The sequence below is a fragment of the Streptomyces sp. R28 genome (assembly GCF_041052385.1).
In the GTDB taxonomy this organism is placed as follows: domain Bacteria; phylum Actinomycetota; class Actinomycetes; order Streptomycetales; family Streptomycetaceae; genus Streptomyces.
Genome location: NZ_CP163439.1, coordinates 10,400,151 through 10,419,636, shown reverse-complemented (window position 1 = coordinate 10,419,636; position 19,486 = coordinate 10,400,151). Strand labels below are relative to the sequence as shown.

The following is a 19,486-nucleotide window of genomic DNA, read 5'->3' as shown; positions in this document are numbered from 1 at the left end:
CCTTACGCCAGTGACAGGAACAGCTTCTCCAGCCGCGCCTTCATCTGCTCCGTCGTCTCGCCGTTGCTCCGGCCCTTCTCGGCGTCGGTGAGGCACTGCTGCAACCCGGTCGCGATGATCGCGAAACCGGCCCGGTCGAGGGCACGGGAGGCGGCGGCCAACTGGGTGACGACGTCCTCGCAGTCGCGGCCCTCCTCGATCATCTTGATCACTCCGGAGATCTGCCCCTGCGCCCGGCGCAGCCGGTTCAGCACGGACTTGAGGTCATCGCCCTCGAACTGCAGCTCCACGATCACTCCCCTACTTCCCCCCCCCACCACATACCCTTGGGGGTATTTTACCTCCTCCTCGGAAAGGATCTCATTTCCCATGACCGCACCCCACGGCCCCCTCGCTCTCGATGTCGACGAGGCCCACTCCCGTATGACCGACCCGACCGACCTGACCGACCTGACCGTCATCGACGTCCGCACGCCGGGCGAGTACTCCGCCGGTCATCTGCCCGGCGCGCTGAACATCCCGCTGGACCGCCTCGACAGCGCCCTGCCGACCCTGCGCCGACTCCCTGGCGAGCAGCTCCTGGTGGTGTGCGCCTCCGGGGCCCGCTCGGAGAACGCCTGCCGAGTCCTCGCCGAGCACGGCGTCCGGGCCATGACCCTGACGGGCGGCACGCAGGCCTGGGCGCGGCGCGGGCACGAGCTGCACCGGCCGCCGTCGAGCCCGCGGGCCACCTGGTCCATGGAGCGTCAGGTCCGCTTCACCGCCGGCTCGATCGTCCTGGCCGGTCTCGGCCTCGGACTCCTGCACCCTGCCTGGCAGTTGCTCTCCGCCGGCATCGCGGGCGGCCTCGTCTTCTCGGCGCTCACCAACACCTGCGGCATGGCCGTACTGCTGTCGAAGCTGCCACACAACCGCCCGCGCCCCGCGGACCTCGAAGCGACCCTGACCGCCGTGGCTCAGCGCGGGGAGGCGCCGGTCACCTGAGGAAGTCCCGGACGGCCCGGGCGAGGCCGGCCTCGTCCAGGCTGTCCGAGTGCCCCAGCGCCAACAGCCGGTGCGGTACGTGAATCAGGGTCCGGGCGACCTGCTGAGCCGACAGACCGGACAGCCCCGGTTCGACGAGGATGACGTCGGCGTGGTCGGCGGCGAGCACGGCCGTGCGCAGGGCCACCTCGTCGAAGGGCCGGACGGTGGCCGCGTAGAGCACGGCCAGGTCGAACCCCTCCGTGGCGCGCAGGACCGGGTCGAGGGTGGCCCCGACCGCCAGGACGACGCCGCCGAGGCCCTCCCGGACGAGTTCGAAGCCCTCCTTCAGGCCGTGCGGTTCGGCGTTGGATTCACCGGAGAGATGGACGTACGTCCGCACCCCCTGCTCCACCGCGCGCCGGACGGCGTCGCGCACCTCGACCGGATGGCCGGGGACGTGCACGGACCACCGCGGGTCGGTGGCGAACCTGGTCAATTCGTCCGCGGCGCCGTATCCGATGAGGACGGTGGCGCGTTCGGCGCCGTCGCCGGCCTGCGCGGCGGACAGGGAGGCGGCGGCAGCCTCCAGCATGTCGGAGTGCATGACAAATCCTTCTGGTGACGGCTCCCGCGACGCGTCATGAATTCGTTAAGAATCCGATGTGACGGCCGCTCTTATGGCTCTGGACTCCCTCAAGTTACCTTACAATCAAGGTGTCCTTGAAGTTTTAACTAGCCCATGGGAATCTAACTTCCGCTTGCCCGGTCCAAGCATTTTCCGGGCTCCACACCGCCTGCACTGCGTAACTTGACGGAAACTTTTCCAAGTTAAAGTCCCGGAAGGGAACAGTCCGTATGACCGACGACGAAACGTCTCCCTCGGCCCGTCCGTTCGTCCATCTGATCGCAGGGCCGACCGGCGTCGGCAAGAGCGCGACAGCCACCGAACTGGCCCGGCAGACCGGCGCCCCGATCGTCGTCGCCGACCGCCTGCAGTGCTTCACCGACCTCGCCACCACCAGCGCACGTGCCGGAGCGGACGTCCCCGGCGTGTGTCGGCACTGGCTCGGCGACCGGACGTTCGCCGACGGCGACCTGTCCGCGACGGATGCCACGGATGCGCTGGTGGAGGTGGTGGAACGGCTCGGTGAACGGCACCGGCTGGTGATCATCGAGGGCGGATCGATCTCCCTGCTGCGGGAGTTGTGCCCCCGTCGGACGGAGCTGTCCTGGCAGCTGACGGTGCAGGTCCTCCCCCTTCCCGCACATGATGAGTACCTGGCCGCCCTCACTCGCAGGGCTCGCGCGATGCTCAGCCCCGACCCGCCGGGTCCCGGCCTGCTCGAAGAACTGGCCGCGCTCTGGCGCGACCCCCGGCAGCGGTGGCTGGCGGCGTCTGTCAACGGTTTCGAGGCCGTGCTCGAATGCTGCGCGAAATATGGACTCGACGTGAAGTCCATTCACGAACAACACATACCCGAGCACATTGTGAACCGGATCGCCGAGCTGATTGCCGAACGGCACGCGGAGCACGGTTTTCTGCAGCACCGCGTGTTCACCGAAATTTTCAACGATTCCATGAGGGGCCCCGGATTCGACGTCGGTATGTTGGAGCGTGCGGCATGAATGCGACCGCGGACATGAAGCGTGCCGCCACCGACTTCGGGCACATAGTCGACTCCCGTCCGCTCGACGTCATCACGGCCCGCTCCGCCGCCGCCGTAGGTGAACTCCTCTCCTACGCCGGGCCGCGCGGGCTGCCGGTCTCCGCGCGCGGCGGCGGGCAGGCGCTGTACGGGCAGGGGCAGGCGCACGGCGGCTATGTCATCGACATGACCGGGCTGGACGGTGTGCGCTGTGTGCCGGCCGAGCGGACACTGACCGCCGGCGCCGGCGCGCTGTGGCGCGACGTCGTACGGGCCGCACTCGCCAAGGGGCTCACGCCGCCGGTGCTGCCCGATCACCTCGGCGGCAGCGTCGGCGGGGTACTGAGCACCGGCGGCTTCGGCGGCACCAGCCACCGGTACGGCCTGGTGGCCGACTGGGTGCGGGAGCTGGACGTCGTCACCGGCACCGGCGAGCGGCTGACCTGCTCCCCCGGCCGGCGCCCGGACCTCTTCCGCGCCGTCCTCGCGGGGCTCGGCCAGTGCGCGCTGATCGTCAGGGCCACCCTGACGCTGGTGCCCGCACCGACCCACGTGCGCCGCTACCGCCTCTACTACGACGCCGCGGACACCTATGTCACCGACCAGCGGCGGCTGGCCCGCGACAGCCGCTTCAGCCATGTCACCGGCCAGTCGCGGCCGGCCCTGGGCGGAAGCTGGCGGTACATGATCGAGGCGGTCGCGCCGCACCCCGGCCGCCCGAGTGCCGAGCGACCGCCCGTCGACGACGAGCCGTTGATCGGCGACCTGGACCACGACCGGGACACCGAGGAAATCGCGGACCTGTCCTACGGGGAGTATCTGCACCGGCTGGACCGTGACGAACGGCTGCTGCGCGCCACGGGTGAGTGGGACCGCCCGCACCCGTGGTTCACGCTGCTGCTGCCGGAGGAGGCCGTCCCCTCCTTCGTCCCGGCCGTGCTGTCCGAGGACGCCCAGCAAGGCCTGCGCGTCTGCGGAACCGTCCAGCTGCGCCCCCTGACGGGACGCGCGCTGCGAGCCCCGCTGCTGCGCAGGCCCGAGGGCGAACTCTCGTGCCTGCTCTCCCTGATGCGCACGGCACCGCCCGGCGCCCCGGACGTCGTACGGCGACTCGTCGTCGCCAACCGGGCGCTGTACGAGCGGGCCCGTGCCCTCGGCGGTGTCCTCCTGCCGGGCGGCGCGCTGCCCATGACACCGCAGGACTGGCGCTCCCATTTCGGCCCGACGTGGCCGGATCTCGTCCACGCCAAGGACCGCTACGACCCGTACCGGGTCCTGACCAAGGGGTATGGACTGTGGGCATGACGGCGGTGACCGTCTTCTGCGGGGCCTCCCCCGGCAACCGAACCGGCCACCTGCGCACCGCCGCCGAACTCGGCCGCGCGCTGGCCGAGGCGGGCCTGCGGCTGGTCTACGGCGGTGCGCGCACCGGTCTCATGGGCGCCGTCGCGGACGGGGCGCTGGACGCCGGCGGGGAGGTGACCGGAGTCGTGCCGCGCCTGATGCTGCCGTACGAGATCGCCCACACGGCACTCACCGATCTCGTGGTGGTCGGTGACATGCATGAGCGCAAGGCGCGGATGGCCGCCGAGGGCGATGCCTTCGTGGCCTTGCCGGGCGGGCTGGGCACGGCGGAGGAACTGTTGGAGGTGCTGTCCTGGGCCCAGTTGCAGATCCACCGCAAACCGTGCCTGCTCCTCGACCCGTCCGGTTTCTATCGCCCTCTGCTGTCCTTTCTGGAGCACGCGCGGGACGAGGGCTTCCTGCATCCCGGGGATCTGGAGCGGATCGTGGTGTGCGCGTCGGTCGAGGAGGTGGTGGCGCGGCTGACGGAGGCGGGCGACGTGCCTGCGCAGGCGCCGGCCGCGGTGCAGATACCGAAGGGGCGTGTCGCGTTCCTGTTCTCGGCCGGCGGATCGCAGCAGCCGGGCATGGGGCGCGCGTTCCATGGCTCGTCCCCGGTGTTCGCCGACGCCCTCGACGAGGTGTGCGCGCTGCTCGATCCGTACGTCGACATGCCGTTGCGGGAGGTGATGTTCGCCGAGGAAGGGACGCCCACCGCGGCCCTGCTGGACCGGGTCGCGTTCGGGTATCCGGCGATCTTCGCGCTGCAGATCGCGCAGTACCGGCTGCTGGAGAGCCAAGGGGTGCGCCCGGACGTGCTGTTCGGGTACTCGGCCGGGCACATGGCCGCCGCGCACGTGGCGGGGGTGCTCTCCCTGCCGGACGCCTGTCGTGCGGTCGGCTCGCTGGCCCGGCTCGCGGACGCGCTGCCGAAGACGGGGTGCATGGCGGCCGTGGAGGCGTCCCCCGAGGAGCTCAGCCCCGGTCCGGGGGCGGTGATCGCGGCGGTCAACGGGCCACGGTCGGTGGTCGTGTCGGGAGACCGTGCGGCGGTGCGGCGGATCTGCGAGGAGTGGGCGGCCCGAGGTCGCCGTACGCATCCGCTCCGCCTGGACGTGGCAGCCCACTCCCCCCATTTGGACGCCCTGCTGGACGACTACCGCCGCGTCCTGGAGTCGCTCGACCTGCGCGTCCCGCGCCTGCCCCTGCTCTCCGACACCACCGCCGAGCCGGTGGGGGCCGAGGCGGTGACCCCGGACTTCTGGGCGCGGGCGATGCGCGAGCCCGTCCGTTTCGCGGACGCCGTCGGCCGACTGCACCGCGACGGTGTGACGGTCTGCGTCGAGCTCGGGCCGGGGGACGTCCTGACCGGCATGCTGGACGACTGTCTGCCCGAGGGCGCGCAGCGGCCCCTGGCGCTCGCGGTGGCACGGAACTGGCAGGCTCCGCGGGAGGGGGCCGACGTAGCCTGAATGCTCCGCACGACTCCCGAGGAGCCCCGTGAGCATCGCAGCGACCGAAACCGCACCGCCCACCTGGCGGGTGCTTCTGGGCTATGTACGCCCGCACCGCTGGGCCCTCCTGGCGGGCGCCGTGCTCTCCCTGGTCACGGGCGCCACCGGGCTGCTGCTGCCGCTGGTGGCACGGGAGTTGATCGACGACCTGTCGCACGACCGGGCCATCACCGGGGCGCTGCTGATCATGTCCGGGCTGGTGGTCGCGAACGCGGCGCTCGGCGCGCTGGGTTCGTACGTGCTGCGGCGCACCGCCGAGTCGGTGGTCCTCGGCGCGCGGCGCGCCCTGTCGTCGTATCTGCTGCGGCTGCGCATCACCGCAGTGGACCGTACCGAGCCGGGCGATCTGATGGCCCGCATCACCTCGGACACGACGCTGCTGCGCGAGGTCACGACCGACTCGCTGGTGGGCCTCGGCACCGGAGGGCTCACCCTGGTGGCGACGGTGGTGATGATGGGCCTGGTGGATCCGGTGCTGCTGGCGGTCACGCTCGCCGTGATCCTGGGCGCCGGCACGATCCTCGGCGTGATCGTGCCGCGCATCAACCGGGCCAGCCGGCAGGCGCAGGACGCGGTCGGCGTGATGGGGGCCTCGCTGGAGCGGATCCTCGGCGCGCTGCGCACGGTGAAGGCCTCGGGCGCCGAGCACCGGGAGGAGCGGACGCTGCACGAGGCCGCCGAGGAATCGTGGCGGCAGAGTGTGCGGGCCGCCAAGTGGTCGGCCGCGGCGGGCAACACGGCCGGGCTCGCCATGCAGATCGCGTTCATCACGGTGCTCGCGGTGGGCGGGGCCCGGGTGGCGACCGGGGCGATCGACATCGGCACGCTGGTCGCCTTCCTGCTCTACGTCTTCTATCTGATGTCGCCGATCCAGCAGGTGGTCGGCGCGATCACGCAGTACCAGACGGGCTCGGCGGCGCTCGCCCGGATCCAGGAGGCACTGCGGCTGCCCGCCGAACCGGCCGCCGCGCCCGCGCCGTTGCCCACCACCGGGGCGGACCCGGCCGCGGTCGCGTTCGAGGACGTGCGCTTCCGGTACGCCGACGATCTGCCGTACGTCCACCACGGGGTGACGTTCGCCGTGCCGGCCCAGGGCATGACGGCCTTCGTCGGCCCGTCCGGCGCGGGCAAGACGACCGTGTTCTCCCTCATCGAGCGGTTCTACGACCCCGAGGGCGGGACCATCACCCTCGACGGGCAGGACCTCGCCGACTGGGAGCTGCCCCGACTGCGTTCCGCGATCGGCTATGTGGAGCAGGACGCCCCGGTCCTGTCCGGTTCGCTGCGGGACAACCTGCTGCTGGGCAACCCGGACGCGGACGACGACGCCCTCACGCGCGTACTGAACACGACCCGACTCGACGGCCTGGTCGCCCGGCTGCCGGCCGGCGTCGACACGCTCGTCGGGCACCGGGGCACCAGGCTCTCCGGCGGCGAACGCCAGCGCGTGGCCATCGCCCGCGCCCTGCTGCGCCGCCCCCGCCTGCTGCTCCTCGACGAGGCCACCTCGCAGCTCGACGCGGTGAACGAGGCGGCGCTGCGCGACACCGTCGCCGACGTCGCCCGTACGACCACGGTTCTGGTCGTCGCGCACCGGCTGTCCACGGTGACGATGGCCGACCGGATCGTGGTGATGGACGCGGGCCGGGTGCGCGCGGTGGGCACCCACCGGGAACTGGTGGCGGCCGATCCGCTCTACGCGGAGCTGGCGGCGACGCAGTTCCTGGCGACGGCCGGGTAAGCGCTCCGCTGGTGGTGCCGCGAGGGAAGCGCCACGAGGGGTCGTCGGTCGTCCGCCGCGCCGTCGTGGCTGATCGCGCCCACGCGGCACAGCCGCATGTTCACTGCTGCCCCGCGCCTTTGGGCGCTGCCGACAGGCCGTTTCAGCCCTGCAGCCGGCGCAGCCGTTCCGCGTCGCTGGTGCGGGGGCAGGTGGTGCACGCCTCGTCGGGACGGATCGTGTAGTACATGCAGCAGCCGCTGCGGGTGCGCGTCGGGTGCCGGTGCCCGTCTTCGGTCGTCAGGTGGCGGAAGCCGGCGCCGGCCGGGTACGGGGCCAGGCTCGTCGGCAGCAGTTCGGTGGCCGCCCGTACGGCGTCGTCCTCGCGGCCGAGTGTCCGGCCGAGGTACCAGATGCCGGAGACCATGTCGTCGGCGACCATGCCCCACAGGGCGCGGGAGCCACGCCGTGCGGTGGGGCCGATCGCGGTCAGGAGCGGCTCCATGTGCTCGGCGACCGCGGCCCTCAACCCGGCGCGCAGCGCCTCTTCATGAGGAACCGTCACCACTCCCGGGAGCGCCCCGACAGGGTCGTCGGCCAGGCAGGTCAGATCGGTACCGGGAACGAGCGTGAACTCGGCCGTGGCAAGGTCCAGCCGCAGATCCTCGGGCCGGATCCGGGGCACCCGGCGCTCCAGATACCAGACCCCGCTCATCAACAGCGAGACGGACCATGCGTAGTCGTGCAGGGCGCGGGAGGCGGCGACATGACGGCGCGGCACCTTCCCGTAGCGCTCCTGGATGCGGGCCGCCTCGGCCTCGACGAAGGCGTCCAGCACGGACTGGTCCTGCGTCAGCTCCGCCGCGCCCACCCCCGCTCGGGCCGCCTCGGTGCCGGGTTCGGCGACGCGCACGGACAGGACGTCACACATGTCCGTCAGGCGCCCGTAGACGTCACCGAGCGTGCGCGTGACGGCGCCGGTCGGCGAGGGCTTCAGGGCCACGGGCATCGGCACTCCTGTGCGAGGCTTCAACAGAACCAGCTAGGCAAGGCTTGCCTTACATCCATGATCACACGAAAACGGCCAGGTCGCACAAGGTGCGGCGATCATCTATTGCGCATGTCACAGCGAACCCACAGCAGTTGTGCCTAAAGCAAGGCTAACCTAATCTGACTGCTTGTGACTGCGACCAACCAGGACGCACCCCCCATAGGTGTGTCCTTCCGTGCCCTGAGGCACATACCGCTTTTCCTCTTCGGCATCGGGGCCTTGGCGCTCTGCACCGCACTGAGTCTCGCCCTCGGCGCCCGTTCGGTGCCCCTGTCCACAGTGACGGACGCGCTGTTCGGCGACGCCCATGGCCGCGACGCCCTCGTGGTGACCGGACTGCGCCTGCCGCGCACCGTCATCGGACTCGCCGTCGGAGCCGCTCTCGGTGTCGCCGGCGCCGTCGCCCAGGGCATCACCCGCAATCCGCTCGCCTCGCCGACCACGCTCGGCATCAACGCGGGCGCCGGGTTCGCGGTCGTCGTCGCCATCTTCGCGCTGAAGCTCAACAGCCCTGCCCAGTACGTGTGGTTCGCGTTCGCCGGAGCGGGCGGCGCCGCCCTGTTCGCACAGGCCCTCGCCCGCCGCGCCGGAGACATCGACCCCGTACGGCTGGCGTTGGGCGGCACCGTGCTCCAACTCGTGCTGCTGTCCTGGACGTCGGCGGTGATGCTGATGAACCAGCGCACGCTGGACGAGGCCCGCTTCTGGCTGGCCGGATCACTGTCCGGCCGCACCCTCGACGTGCTGTGGCCGGTACTGCCGACCCTGCTGCTCGGCCTGGTGGTCGCACTGGCGGTCTCCCCCGCCCTCAACGCCCTTGCCCTGGGCGACGATTCGGCCCAGGCGCTCGGCGTTCCGGTGGCCCGGATCCGGCTGGCCGGCGGCATCGCGGTCATCCTGCTCGCCGGGTCGGCGGTCGCGGTGGCCGGTCCGGTCGCCTTCATCGGGCTCGCCGCGCCCCATCTCGTACGGCCGCTGCTCGGCGGCGACCACCGACTGCTGGTGCCCGGCTGTCTGATCGCGGGGCCCCTGCTGTTGCTCACGGCCGATGTGCTCGGCCGGATGGTGATCCGTCCCTCGGAGTTGGAGGTCGGCATCGTGACCGCGTTCCTGGGTGCGCCGCTGTTGGCGCTGCTGGCACGGAGGGTGGCCCGATGAGCGCCGCGGTCGTGTCCGTGCAGGCCAGGTCCACGTCCCGTGCCCGCGTCCGGCGCCGCGTCCTGGTGTTCGCCACGACCGGTCTGGCCCTCCTGTTCGTGCTGCTCACCGTGTCCCTGACAACGGGTGAGATACCGATGCCCGCGAGCACGGCGCTGCGCGCGCTGGTCGGGCTCGGGGATCCGGGCGACGTGCTGGTGGTGCAGCAGTTCCGGGCGCCGCGGTCGGTCGCGGCGATCGTCGCCGGTGCCGGACTGGGCGCCGCGGGCCTGGTGTTGCAGCGACTGTTCCGCAATCCGCTGGCGTCGCCCGATGTCATGGGAATAACCGGCGGCGCGGCGCTGGGCGCGGTCGCGCTGATCGCGGCCGGGGCCTCGCAGGCGCTGATCCCCGTCGGGGCACTGAGCGGTGGGCTGCTCGCCGCGCTGCTGCTCGGCGTGTTCGCCTGGCGCTCCGGGCTCGCGGTCACCCGGCTGGTGCTCACCGGACTCGCCGTGCAGGCGGGTCTGGCCGCCGCGGTGAACCTGATGGTCGTGCGCTTCCCGGCCGAGCTCGCCGGCTCGGCGCTGCAGTGGATCACCGGCTCGGTGTACGGGCGGACCTGGACGGAGGTGTGGGAAGCGAGCGCCGCCATGGTGCTCGTGTTCGCCACCGCACTCGTGATGCATCGCAGGCTCGCCGTGCTCGACCTCGGCGATGACTCGGCGGGCGCGCTCGGCCTCCGTACGTCCTCGGCTCGGCTCCAACTGCTCTTCGTCGCCGTCGCGTTGGCGTCGCTGGCCGCCGCGCTCGCCGGGCCCGTGACGTTCGTGGCGCTCGCCGTGCCGCACATCGTGCGGTTCGTCACCGGGCCCCCGACCGCCGCGTCCCTCGCCCTCGCCGGGCTCACCGGCGCGGTGCTGCTGCTCGGCTCCGACCTGGTCGTGCAGCACCTGCTGCCGATCGAGGGGCTGCCGGTCGGCGCGATGACCGCCACGCTCGGCGCGCCCTGGCTGCTGGTGCTGATGCTGCGCCAGAGCTCGCCCGTCCAGAGGAGTCACCGATGACCGGCACCCGGCACGAACCCTCCACCGGTCTTCAGGAGCCGCACATGCCCCCCACCACCAACCAGCTCTCCACGCAGGGCCTCGATCTGCGCTACGGCGACCGGATCGTGGTCGGCGGTCTCGACCTGACCCTGCCGGGCGGCGCCGTCACGGCGATCGTCGGCCCCAACGCCTGTGGCAAGTCAACCCTGTTGAGGGGGCTCAGCCGGCTTCTCACCCCGGCCGCCGGCACCGTGGCGCTCGACGGCGCCGACATCCACCGTATGTCCGCCCGTTCCCTCGCCCGCCGCATGGGTCTGCTGCCGCAGCAGCCGGTGACTCCGGAGGCGATCACCGTCGAGGCGCTCGTACGACTCGGCCGCTATCCCCATCAGCGGCTGCTCAGCCCCTGGTCGGCCGCCGACCAGAAGGCCGTCGACGAAGCCCTGGAGCGCACCGGCACCACGGCACTGCGTGACCACCCCGTGGACCAGCTCTCCGGCGGTCAGCGGCAACGCGCCTGGATCGCCCTGGCGTTGGCGCAGGACACCGAGCTGCTCCTGCTCGACGAGCCCACCACGTTCCTCGACCTGCGGCACCAGCTCGACGTCCTCGACCTGGTCGCCACCCTGCACGCCGAGGCGGGCCGCACCGTGGTGATGGTGCTGCACGACCTCGGTCAGGCCGCCCGATACGCGGACCACATGGTGGTCCTCAAGGACGGCCGCCTCGCCGCCGCCGGCGCCCCGGCCGACGTTCTCGACGCGGAGCTGGTCAAGTCCGTGTTCGAGGTCGACTGCCGGGTGATTCCCGACCCGGAGACCGGCACCCCGCTGGTCATCCCGAAGAGCAGCGCGGTGCGGCATACCGCCGCGACTGCGTGATCACTCCCCACTCACAGAAAGACCCCATTGTTCATGCGCTCTCCCCTGCGCGGAATCGGCCGGCTTCTCGCCGTGCTGCTCTCCGTCCTGCTCGGTACGGCCGTTCTGGCCGCCTGTGGCAGCGAGGACTCCTCCGACAAGACCGACGCGGCCAAGGCCGCGGGCGACAGCTCCGCCTTCCCGCGCACCGTCAAGACCGTGATGGGCGACGTGAAGATCCCGTCCCAGCCGAAGCGGGTCGTCGTGCTCGACACCGGTGAGCTGGACGACGTCACCCTGCTCGGCATCGACCCGGTCGGCGCGGTCGCCCCGCACTTCAAGACTTCAGGCGGCTTCCCGACGTACCTGGACGGCGAGCTCAAGAACACCGTCGACGTCGGTCCGCTGCTGGAGCCGAACCTGGAGAAGATCGCCTCGCTGAAGCCCGATCTGATCCTGTCCTCCAAGGTCCGGCACGAGAAGGTCTACGACAAGCTCAGCGCCATCGCCCCGACCGTCTTCACCGAGACCACCGGCGGTGTCTGGAAGGAGAACCTGAAGGTCCACGCCGAGGCGCTGGGCCTGGAGAAGGAGGCCACGGCCAAGCTGAAGGAGTACGAGACGCAGGCCAAGGCGCTCGGTGCGGCCATCAAGAAGAAGGACGGCGGCACCATGCCGACCGCGTCCGTGGTCCGCTTCATCGCCGGTCCGACCCGCCTGTACCAGACCAACTCCTACAGCGGTGTCGTCCTGAACGACATCGGCTTCCAGCGGCCCAAGTCGCAGATCTCCAGCGACCCCGAGGTCACGATGAAGGACGTCAGCCCCGAGGAGATCGACCAGGCCGACGCCGACCTGATCTTCGTCACGGCCGCCGACGCGGAGGACAAGACCCAGAAGAAGCAGGTCGTCTCCAACCCGGTGTGGAAGGACCTCCCGGCCGTGAAGGACGGCAAGGTCTTCGAGGTGCCGGACGAGACGTGGATGTCCGGCATCGGCGTCCAGGCCGCCGAGGAGATGCTCAAGGACGTGGCGAAGGCCACCGGCGTGGAGCTCCCGGCGAAGTAGCCGCCGCTGTTCACGGGGGCGGGCCCCTCGCCCGGACCGGCAGGGCCCGCCCCCAACCCCCCACCCGCTAGCGGAAGTTGTCCCTCTGCCATGCGCCTGTACCTGCTCGCGCTCAATCCGACCGACTCCGTCACCGAGGGCTTCCTGCCCGCCGCGGCCCGGCTGGGCCTGGACGTCACCGTCCTGACCGACCAGCCCGAGGCCCACCGCCGCGTCTACCCGGACGTCGAGATCCTGCAGTGCGACGTCCGTGACTTCCGCGCCGTGATCACCCGGATCTCGACGCACCACCGGCCCGACGCCGTCTTCACCAACAGCGACCACCTCCAGACCCAGGCCGCCCTGGCCGCCGCCTACTTCGGACTCCCCGGCAAGGACTGGCGGGCCACCCTGCGCTGCAAGGACAAGGCCGAGATGCGCCGCCGGCTCGCGACGGCCGGCGTGGACACCGTGTGGTCGGCCGAGCTGACCGAACCGGTCGCGCCCGGCGACGCGCCGTACCCCTGTGTGGTCAAGCCGCGTGAGGGCGTGGCCTCCGAGGACGTGGTCCTCGTCGACGGCCCCGAAGAACTGGTGACGCGTACCAAGGCCATCCTGGAGCGCCGACCGGGTGCCGTCCTCGTCGTAGAGGAGTACCTGCCGGGCGACCTGTTCACCCTGGAGACCCTCGGCGACGGCAGCCTCCGCCATGTGCTGGGCGGCTTCCACACCGAGCTGTCGCCACCGCCGTACTTCATCGAGGAGCGTCTCACCTTCGTTCCCGCCCACCCCGAGCCGGTCGTCGCGCAGGTCCTGGAGCAACTGGACGCGCTGGGCGTCGGGTTCGGCGCCTGCCACACCGAGTTCGTGGTGCACGACGGGCGGGCGCGGATCATCGAGGTCAACTACCGTGCCATCGGCGACCAGTGCGATCTGCTGCTGGCCCGGCTGCTGGAGATCCCGCTCTTCGAGCACATCCTGCGCACCCACCTCGGCGACCCCCTCCCGGCCGACCTGGGCACCCGTCGCGACGGCGCGGCTCGCCTGGAGTACCCGTGCGCCGACCGCGCCGGCACGCTGATCGGCGCCCCCGCGGCCACCGACCTCACGGTCGACGGCGTGCATCTGACGTACCGTCCCCTGCGTGCGGTGGGCGAGCGGCACGAGCTGTACGGGACCAACCGCGACTACCTCGGCGTCCTGCGGGCCTCCGGCACCGACCAGCCGACCGTGGACCGGGTGGTGGCCGACTTCCTGGCCGAGCGGCGCTGGGAGATCCAGCCGTGACCGCACCGCCCCTGACGGACACCTGCGAGGCGGAGCTGCTCACCCGGGTGCTCAGCGCCCTGCTGCGCGAGGACGTGGTCGGGCTGCGCACGAAGGGCACGCTGACGCAGCGGCCGGACGGTCCCTGGATACGCCTGGCGGCCACAAGCGACGACGCCCTGTTGCTGCCCGTCACCGAGGACGGCTACCAGTGCGAGTACGCCGCCCGGCTGCCGCTCCTCGTGCGTGAGTCGGACGGTGCCGAGCTGACGTCGTGCGACTCCGTGCTGAGCGCGCTGCGTGCGCTGGCCGAGTCGCAGGACCAGGGCGGCTTCGACGCCTTCGCCGAGGAGTGCCGGCAGACGCTGGCCACCCTGCGGCTGCACGCAGCGACGCGTACGGAGGTCATGGACAGGATCGGGAACCGGATCGGGCTCGGCGGGACTCTGGCGTACGAGACCCTCGCCGCCCGCATCGACCATCCCGTCTACCCGACCGCGCGCGGCCGCTCCGGGCTGACCGAGGAGCAACTGCGCGCGTACGCCCCGGAGTTCCATCCGCGTTTCGCACTGCGCTGGCTCGCCGTGCCCCGGGAGTCGGTCACCCTGGCCGGCGCACTCCCGCAGTCCTGGCCCACGCCCGCGACGCTCGGACTGCCCGGGGTGCGGGACACCCATGTGGCCCTGCCCGTCCATCCGTTGACCGTCGACGCGCTGTCGGCCGCCGGTCTCCCCGAGGGCGCGGTGTTCTCCGACCGCGCCCACCTGGAGGTCGTGCCGACCCTGTCGATGCGTACCGTCGCCACGGTCGCGGATCCCGCACTGCACCTCAAACTCCCCCTCGCCACCTCCACGTTGGGCCTGCGCAACAAGCGGACCGTCAAGCCCGGCACGCTGATCGACGGCGCGGCCGGACAGCGGCTCCTTCAAGCCGTGATCGCCCGGGAGCCCCGCTTCCGGGACACGGTCCTGCACGCCGACGAGACGACGTACGCGCACGCCGGTCACGAGCTGCTGGCGGTCCTGTGCCGCCGCTACCCGGCCGGGCTCGACGACTCGGTGGTCGTACCGCTGGCGGCCCTGCTCGCCGAGGCACCCGACGGGCGGCCGGTCGTCGGCCACCTCGCCGACCGCTTCTACGGCGGCGACCCGCTCGCCCTGCTGGACGCCCTCCTGACGCTGCTGTTCGACTGGCAGACGACGCTGTTCGGGTACGGCATCGCGCTGGAGTCGCACCAGCAGAACATCTCGGTGGTGCTGCGGCCGGGGAATCTGCGGCTGCTGTTCAAGGACAACGACGGGCCGCGTATCAACACCGAGCGGCTGGCCGCCGTGCTCCCCGGGCCGTGGGACTTCGACGACGCGCGGATCTTCGGTACGGACGACGGGCCGGTCGCCGACGTGTTCGCCACCATCACGGTCCATCTGTGCGCGGGGTCCTACGCGTTCGGGCTCACCGGACACCGCCAGGCCCTGCTGGACCTCATCCGTGACCGGCTGACGGAGGCGGTGGACCGGCTCGGCGGCGACGCGGGGGCTGTCCTGCGCGCCCGCGTGCTGGACGCGCCGCGACTGCCGGTGAAGGCGATGGTGACGGCCGGGACACTCCTGTCCAAGGAGCGTTCGGGCGCCGCCGACATCAACAAGCACTACACGACCGGCCCCAACTACCTTCTGCCGGGCGGTGGTTCGGCATGACCGTGCAGACTCTGCGGATGCCGCGCACCGGGAGCCGACGCGGGCACGTGCACGCGGTGGCCGGCTGCTACTTCGTGGCCTCGTTCGCCGCGCTCGGCCTGCCGCCGTATCTCACCCAGATCCTGCCGGAGCTGGGCGACCGGGGTGCCCGCTGGGCGGGCGTGCTCTACATCGTGCCGACCGTGTTCGGTGCGCTCGGCGCCCCGCTGTGGGGACGGCTCGCGGACCGGTTCGGCCGCAAACGGCTGCTGCTGCGCGCCCAGTTGGGACTCACCGTGTCCTTCCTGCTCGCGGGCTGGGCGGACTCGCTGGCCACGTTCACGGTGGCGCTGGTGCTCCAGGGCATCCTGGGCGGCACGTTCGCCGCATCCAACGGCTATCTGGGCGCCGCTCTGGAGGGCCCCGCGCTGTCCAAGGCGCTCACCCTGATGCAGGGAAGCGCCCGGGCCGCGCTGGTGGTCGCGCCGATCGTGGTCGGCTCGCTGTCCGGCTGGCTCTCCCCGCACCGGCAGTACGCCCTGCTCGCCGTACTGCCGCTGACGGCCGCCCTGTTGCTCGCGGCGCTGCCCGAACCCGAGCCCGTCGAGCAGCGTGAAACCAAGCGCGAGACAACTGACGACACGCCTGCGGTGGTCTCGCTCAGGGCGCTGTACGCGCTGGAGTTCGCCTTCGTGTTCTCCACCGTCATCTCCTTCCCCTATCTGATCGCGCTCGTCGACGACCGTCTCCCGGGGACCTCGCCGGCGCTGTCCGGTGTGCTGTTCGCGCTGCCCCACCTGGTCTATCTGGTGGCGGCGCTGGCGGTGCACGCCGCGTTCCACAACCGGCCGCGGGCCGGGATCGCGCTCGGCTTCGCCTGTATCGCGCTCGGGCTCGCCGGGCACGGCGTCGCCGGTTCCCTGACCACGCTGATCGCCGTACGGCTGCTGCTCGGCGCGGGGCTCACCCTCGGCCTGGTGTGTCTGTCGGTGTTGGCCGCCGACTGCGCGAGGGGCCGTGCGCCGGGCGGGATGTTCGGTTCGCTGGAGTTCTTCTCCAAGGCCGGCGCGGTCGCCGCCGGCGTGGCCGCGGCGGTGGGCAGCGCCCGCTTCGGACCGGCCGCCCCCGTGCTGACCGGCGGTGCCGCTGCCGCCCTCACCGTCGTCGTGATTCTTCTCCCCGCACTGAACCACCGCACCCGCCGGAGCCGCTGATGCCCTCCCTGACCGACTCCCTCGGGAGCTCCTCCAAGCTCTCCACGCCCGAGCAGGGCGGTACTCCCGTCGCCCCCGCCGAACTGCCGGCGCCCGCACTGCCCACCGCCGACGAAGCGGTGGCCCACACCCTGCTCAACTGCCTGCTGCGCGAGGTGTCCGGCCCCGAACGCCAGACGGTCGTCACGGACGGCAACCTGCTGCTGCGCCTGCCCCGCCGCGGGGTCCTCCTGCGCGTCGCCCTGCGCCGGTCCTCGCTCCTCGGGGCGCACCGGTTCACCGGCCCGGTCAGCGAACAGCGCGACGGCGACTGGGCGGAGGTGGACTGGCGGCGTCTGGCCGAGTACACGCACGACGAGCTGTCGCTGCGTACGGGCGTGCGCAACGAGGAGTTCCTGGAGCAGATCGCCTCCAGCCACCAGGCCGTGGCGACCGCGCTGGCCGCCCCGCGCGCGGCCTCGTCCTCGGCCGACCCCCTCGCCCCTCTCCCCGCCTACCTCGCCTCCGAGCAGTCCCTCCTGTTCGGCCACCGCTTCCACCCCACCCCCAAGGCCCGCACCGGCGACCCGCGCGCCTGGTCCGCGTACGCCCCGGAGGTCGGGGCCACCTTCCCGCTGCGGCACCTCGCCGTGCGCGCCGACCTGATCGCCGAGGAGTACGTCGAAGCCTTGGCCGTCGCCCCGCTGGACCGGCAGCGCACGGACGTCCCCGACGGCTACCGTCTGCTGCCCGCCCACCCCTGGCAGTACGAGACGCTCCGTGAGCACCCGTTGTTGCGCGCGGCCCTCGACCGCGGCGACGTCCTCGACCTCGGCCCGGGCGGGCAGCCCTTCGCCGCGACGGCGTCGGTCCGCACCCTGTACGACGGCGAGACGTTCCTGAAGTTCAGCCTGAACGTGCGGATCACCAACTGCCTGCGCAAGAACAGCACTTACGAGCTGTCGGGAGCCGTCGCCCTCACCCGTGTCCTGGCCCCGGCGCTCGCCGACCTGGCCGAGCGTTTCCCCGGCAGCGCGGTGCTCCGCGAGCCCGCCTACCGTACGCTCGCCCTCCCCGGCCCGGACGGCACGCCGGACCGCGAGCTGTTCGAGGGCTTCGGCGTCATCGTCCGCGAAGGCCTCCCGCAGCGCCTCGCACCGGCCACCACTCCCCTGCTGGCGGCCGCGGTGGCCGACGAGTACCCGACCGGCGCCGCGCACATCTCCCGCCTCCTTCAGGGCGCGGACGCCCGCACCGCCCTCGACTGGTGGTCGGCGTATCTGGAGCTGCTCGTCCCGCCGGTCATGTCCGCCTACTTCGACCACGGCCTGGTCCTGGAGCCGCACCTGCAGAACGTCCTGGTCTGTGTGGACGGCGACGGCATGCCGGCCCAGGTCCTCTTCCGCGACCTGGAGGGCACCAAGCTGATCCCCGACCACCACGAGGACACCCTCGCCGCGCTGCCGCCCGAGGTCGCGGGCCCGATGACGTACGACGCACAGCGCGGCTGGGACCGGGTCGTCTACTGCCTGCTGGTCAACCACATCGCCGAGCTGCTCGCCGCGCTCGCCGATCTGCACCCCGAGGCGGAGGCCGCGCTGTGGGCGCGGGTGCGTGAAACGCTGCGGACGTACGCCGACCGGAACGGCTGCCCGCCCCGTCTCGCCGCCCTGCTCGCCGGGGTACCGCTGCCCGCCAAGGCCAACCTGCTCACCCGCTGGGAGCGCAAGGCCGACCGCGAGGCCGGTTACGTCCGGCTGCCGTCCCCCCTCGCCGAGGACATCCTGCGCGACACGAGCGGAAGTGCTGCCCGATGACCGAGCCCACACCCGCGGTCCGCGACCGCGTCCTGTCCCTGCCCTCCGCCGAACTCCCCGCCTACGTCTACGACTTGGCGGCTCTGCGCACCCACGCCGCCGCCGTGCGGGGCGCCCTGCCCGAGCGGGTCGAGCTGTACTACGCCGCCAAGGCCAACCCGGAGCCGGAGATCCTCGCCGCGCTCGGCCCGTACGTCGACGGTTTCGAGGTCTCCTCGGGGGGCGAACTCGCCCATGTCGCGGGGGCGGTGCCGGGCCGCCCGCTCGCCTTCGGAGGGCCCGGCAAGACGCCGGACGAGGTGACGGCCGCGCTGGAGAGGGAAGTCGAGCGCTTCCACGTCGAGAGCGGCTATGAGGTGCGCATGCTGGCCGAGTTGGCCCGGCGGTACGCGCCGGGCCGGCGGGTGGCGGTGCTGCCCCGGGTCAACCTGCCGGTGGCCGACGGATCGTTGGCGGGCAGCTCGCTGGCGATGGGCGGGCGTCCGACACCGTTCGGTATGGACCCGGACCGGGCCGCCGAGGTTGTCCGCGCCCTCACCGACGGGACGTATCCGCAGCTCGAACTGCGGGGCGTCCACGCCCACTTGGCCAGCGGCCTTCAGGCGGCCGAGCAGGTCGCGGTCGCGGAGTCGATCGTGACGTGGGCGACGGGCCTGGGCGTGCCGCTCGCCGAGGTGAACGTCGGCGGCGGCATGCACGTCGACTACGCCGACCCTCAGGGCCGCTTCGACTGGGCCGCGTACGGCAAGGGGCTCGCCCGGCTCACCGAGGCGCACCCGGAGCTGACGCTGCGCATCGAGCCGGGCCGGGCGCTGACGGCGTACTGCGGCTGGTACGCCACCGAGGTGCTGGACGTGAAGCGCAGTCACGGCGAGGAGTTCGGCGTCGTGCGGGGCGGCACGCATCATCTGCGGACCCCGGCGACCAAGGGACACGACCAGCCCGCTGCCGTACTGCCGGTGGACACCTGGCCGCATCCGTGGCCGCGCCCTGCCGCCGAGGGCGAGCGGGTCGCCCTCTCCGGCCAGCTGTGCACGCCGAAGGACCTGCTGGCCCGCCATGTGCCCGCGCCCGGCCTGCGGGCCGGGGACCGGGTGGCGTTCTCGCTGGCGGGGGCCTACGCCTGGAACATCTCCCACCACGACTTCCTGATGCACCCCAGGCCGGGCTTCCACTTCCTGGACGCCGCCGGGTAGTCGG

Annotated in this window: 17 protein-coding genes; 14 read left to right on the top strand and 3 right to left on the bottom strand. The window is 72.1% G+C overall.

Annotated features, from left to right (window positions below):
• Positions 1 to 2: 2 nt before the first annotated feature.
• On the bottom strand, positions 3 to 290 hold the full coding sequence (locus tag AB5J49_RS45475) for a metal-sensitive transcriptional regulator (protein WP_030051803.1): 288 nt from the start codon (positions 288 to 290) through the stop codon (positions 3 to 5).
• Between the two features lie 79 nt (positions 291 to 369).
• Here AB5J49_RS45475 and AB5J49_RS45470 point away from each other — a divergent pair, with 79 nt between their 5' ends.
• Entirely contained in the window at positions 370 to 984 is a 615-nt protein-coding gene (locus AB5J49_RS45470) for a rhodanese-like domain-containing protein (RefSeq protein WP_369174726.1), read from the top strand.
• Here AB5J49_RS45470 and AB5J49_RS45465 read toward each other — a convergent pair.
• Positions 977 to 1,570, bottom strand: coding sequence for a transketolase (locus AB5J49_RS45465; RefSeq protein WP_369174725.1), 594 nt, complete (start codon positions 1,568 to 1,570; stop codon positions 977 to 979). The genes AB5J49_RS45470 and AB5J49_RS45465 overlap by 8 nt on opposite strands.
• Before the next feature lie 251 nt (positions 1,571 to 1,821).
• Between AB5J49_RS45465 and AB5J49_RS45460 the strand changes: the two genes are divergently transcribed.
• Genes AB5J49_RS45460 through AB5J49_RS45445 form a run of 4 tightly spaced genes read left to right on the top strand, consistent with a single transcriptional unit; the run spans position 1,822 to position 7,211 of the window.
• A complete protein-coding gene (locus tag AB5J49_RS45460; RefSeq protein ID WP_369174724.1) occupies positions 1,822 to 2,592 on the top strand; it encodes an isopentenyl transferase family protein in 771 nt (256 codons plus the stop codon).
• Positions 2,589 to 3,917 carry an FAD-binding protein gene (locus AB5J49_RS45455; RefSeq protein ID WP_369174723.1) on the top strand — a complete coding sequence of 443 codons (1,329 nt, stop codon included), beginning with the start codon at positions 2,589 to 2,591 and terminating at the stop codon, positions 3,915 to 3,917. Before AB5J49_RS45460 ends, AB5J49_RS45455 begins: the two co-directional genes overlap by 4 nt.
• Positions 3,914 to 5,428 carry a TIGR00730 family Rossman fold protein gene (locus AB5J49_RS45450; protein ID WP_369174722.1) on the top strand — a complete coding sequence of 505 codons (1,515 nt, stop codon included), beginning with the start codon at positions 3,914 to 3,916 and terminating at the stop codon, positions 5,426 to 5,428. The genes AB5J49_RS45455 and AB5J49_RS45450 overlap by 4 nt, the downstream gene beginning before the upstream one ends.
• A 28-nt stretch (positions 5,429 to 5,456) precedes the next feature.
• Complete coding sequence (locus AB5J49_RS45445; RefSeq protein ID WP_369174721.1) at positions 5,457 to 7,211, top strand: ABC transporter ATP-binding protein; 1,755 nt, start codon at positions 5,457 to 5,459, stop codon at positions 7,209 to 7,211.
• 142 nt (positions 7,212 to 7,353) lie between these two features.
• Here the strand turns inward: AB5J49_RS45445 and AB5J49_RS45440 are convergent, their stop codons facing one another.
• A complete protein-coding gene (locus tag AB5J49_RS45440; RefSeq protein WP_369174720.1) occupies positions 7,354 to 8,199 on the bottom strand; it encodes a (2Fe-2S)-binding protein in 846 nt (281 codons plus the stop codon).
• Positions 8,200 to 8,406: 207 nt separating this feature from the next.
• Here AB5J49_RS45440 and AB5J49_RS45435 point away from each other — a divergent pair, with 207 nt between their 5' ends.
• The 9 genes from AB5J49_RS45435 to AB5J49_RS45395 all read left to right on the top strand — a co-directional run bounded on the left by AB5J49_RS45435 (position 8,407) and on the right by AB5J49_RS45395 (position 19,482).
• Positions 8,407 to 9,399, top strand: coding sequence for a FecCD family ABC transporter permease (locus AB5J49_RS45435; RefSeq protein ID WP_369175469.1), 993 nt, complete (start codon positions 8,407 to 8,409; stop codon positions 9,397 to 9,399).
• On the top strand, positions 9,396 to 10,445 hold the full coding sequence (locus AB5J49_RS45430) for a FecCD family ABC transporter permease (protein ID WP_369174719.1): 1,050 nt from the start codon (positions 9,396 to 9,398) through the stop codon (positions 10,443 to 10,445). Before AB5J49_RS45435 ends, AB5J49_RS45430 begins: the two co-directional genes overlap by 4 nt.
• A 44-nt stretch (positions 10,446 to 10,489) precedes the next feature.
• The gene (locus AB5J49_RS45425; RefSeq protein ID WP_369175468.1) at positions 10,490 to 11,308 is read left to right on the top strand and encodes an ABC transporter ATP-binding protein; all 819 of its coding nucleotides are present in this window, start codon (positions 10,490 to 10,492) and stop codon (positions 11,306 to 11,308) included.
• Between the two features lie 33 nt (positions 11,309 to 11,341).
• Positions 11,342 to 12,355 carry an ABC transporter substrate-binding protein gene (locus AB5J49_RS45420; RefSeq protein WP_369174718.1) on the top strand — a complete coding sequence of 338 codons (1,014 nt, stop codon included), beginning with the start codon at positions 11,342 to 11,344 and terminating at the stop codon, positions 12,353 to 12,355.
• Between the two features lie 90 nt (positions 12,356 to 12,445).
• Positions 12,446 to 13,621, top strand: a complete 1,176-nt coding sequence (locus AB5J49_RS45415; RefSeq protein WP_369174717.1) for an acetyl-CoA carboxylase biotin carboxylase subunit family protein — start codon at positions 12,446 to 12,448, stop codon at positions 13,619 to 13,621.
• The gene (locus tag AB5J49_RS45410; RefSeq protein ID WP_369174716.1) at positions 13,618 to 15,297 is read left to right on the top strand and encodes an IucA/IucC family protein; all 1,680 of its coding nucleotides are present in this window, start codon (positions 13,618 to 13,620) and stop codon (positions 15,295 to 15,297) included. The genes AB5J49_RS45415 and AB5J49_RS45410 overlap by 4 nt, the downstream gene beginning before the upstream one ends.
• Positions 15,294 to 16,490 (top strand): MFS transporter, encoded by a 1,197-nt coding sequence (locus AB5J49_RS45405; RefSeq protein ID WP_369174715.1) that lies wholly within the window; start codon positions 15,294 to 15,296, stop codon positions 16,488 to 16,490. The genes AB5J49_RS45410 and AB5J49_RS45405 overlap by 4 nt, the downstream gene beginning before the upstream one ends.
• Complete coding sequence (locus AB5J49_RS45400; RefSeq protein WP_369174714.1) at positions 16,490 to 18,286, top strand: IucA/IucC family siderophore biosynthesis protein; 1,797 nt, start codon at positions 16,490 to 16,492, stop codon at positions 18,284 to 18,286. Before AB5J49_RS45405 ends, AB5J49_RS45400 begins: the two co-directional genes overlap by 1 nt.
• The gene (locus AB5J49_RS45395) at positions 18,283 to 19,482 is read left to right on the top strand and encodes a type III PLP-dependent enzyme (RefSeq protein ID WP_369174713.1); all 1,200 of its coding nucleotides are present in this window, start codon (positions 18,283 to 18,285) and stop codon (positions 19,480 to 19,482) included. Before AB5J49_RS45400 ends, AB5J49_RS45395 begins: the two co-directional genes overlap by 4 nt.
• The last annotated feature ends 4 nt before the right edge of the window (positions 19,483 to 19,486 follow it).

Excerpts from the sequence above, each read along its gene's own strand:
- AB5J49_RS45470 (WP_369174726.1), top strand. The coding sequence starts at position 370 with ATGACCGCACCCCACGGCCCCCTCGCTCTCGATGTCGACGAGGCCCAC.
- AB5J49_RS45465 (WP_369174725.1), bottom strand. The coding sequence starts at position 1,570 with ATGCACTCCGACATGCTGGAGGCTGCCGCCGCCTCCCTGTCCGCCGCG.
- AB5J49_RS45460 (WP_369174724.1), top strand. The coding sequence starts at position 1,822 with ATGACCGACGACGAAACGTCTCCCTCGGCCCGTCCGTTCGTCCATCTG.
- AB5J49_RS45455 (WP_369174723.1), top strand. The coding sequence starts at position 2,589 with ATGAATGCGACCGCGGACATGAAGCGTGCCGCCACCGACTTCGGGCAC.
- AB5J49_RS45450 (WP_369174722.1), top strand. The coding sequence starts at position 3,914 with ATGACGGCGGTGACCGTCTTCTGCGGGGCCTCCCCCGGCAACCGAACC.
- AB5J49_RS45440 (WP_369174720.1), bottom strand. The coding sequence starts at position 8,199 with ATGCCCGTGGCCCTGAAGCCCTCGCCGACCGGCGCCGTCACGCGCACG.
- AB5J49_RS45430 (WP_369174719.1), top strand. The coding sequence starts at position 9,396 with ATGAGCGCCGCGGTCGTGTCCGTGCAGGCCAGGTCCACGTCCCGTGCC.
- AB5J49_RS45425 (WP_369175468.1), top strand. The coding sequence starts at position 10,490 with ATGCCCCCCACCACCAACCAGCTCTCCACGCAGGGCCTCGATCTGCGC.
- AB5J49_RS45420 (WP_369174718.1), top strand. The coding sequence starts at position 11,342 with ATGCGCTCTCCCCTGCGCGGAATCGGCCGGCTTCTCGCCGTGCTGCTC.
- AB5J49_RS45415 (WP_369174717.1), top strand. The coding sequence starts at position 12,446 with ATGCGCCTGTACCTGCTCGCGCTCAATCCGACCGACTCCGTCACCGAG.
- AB5J49_RS45405 (WP_369174715.1), top strand. The coding sequence starts at position 15,294 with ATGACCGTGCAGACTCTGCGGATGCCGCGCACCGGGAGCCGACGCGGG.
- AB5J49_RS45400 (WP_369174714.1), top strand. The coding sequence starts at position 16,490 with ATGCCCTCCCTGACCGACTCCCTCGGGAGCTCCTCCAAGCTCTCCACG.
- AB5J49_RS45395 (WP_369174713.1), top strand. The coding sequence starts at position 18,283 with ATGACCGAGCCCACACCCGCGGTCCGCGACCGCGTCCTGTCCCTGCCC.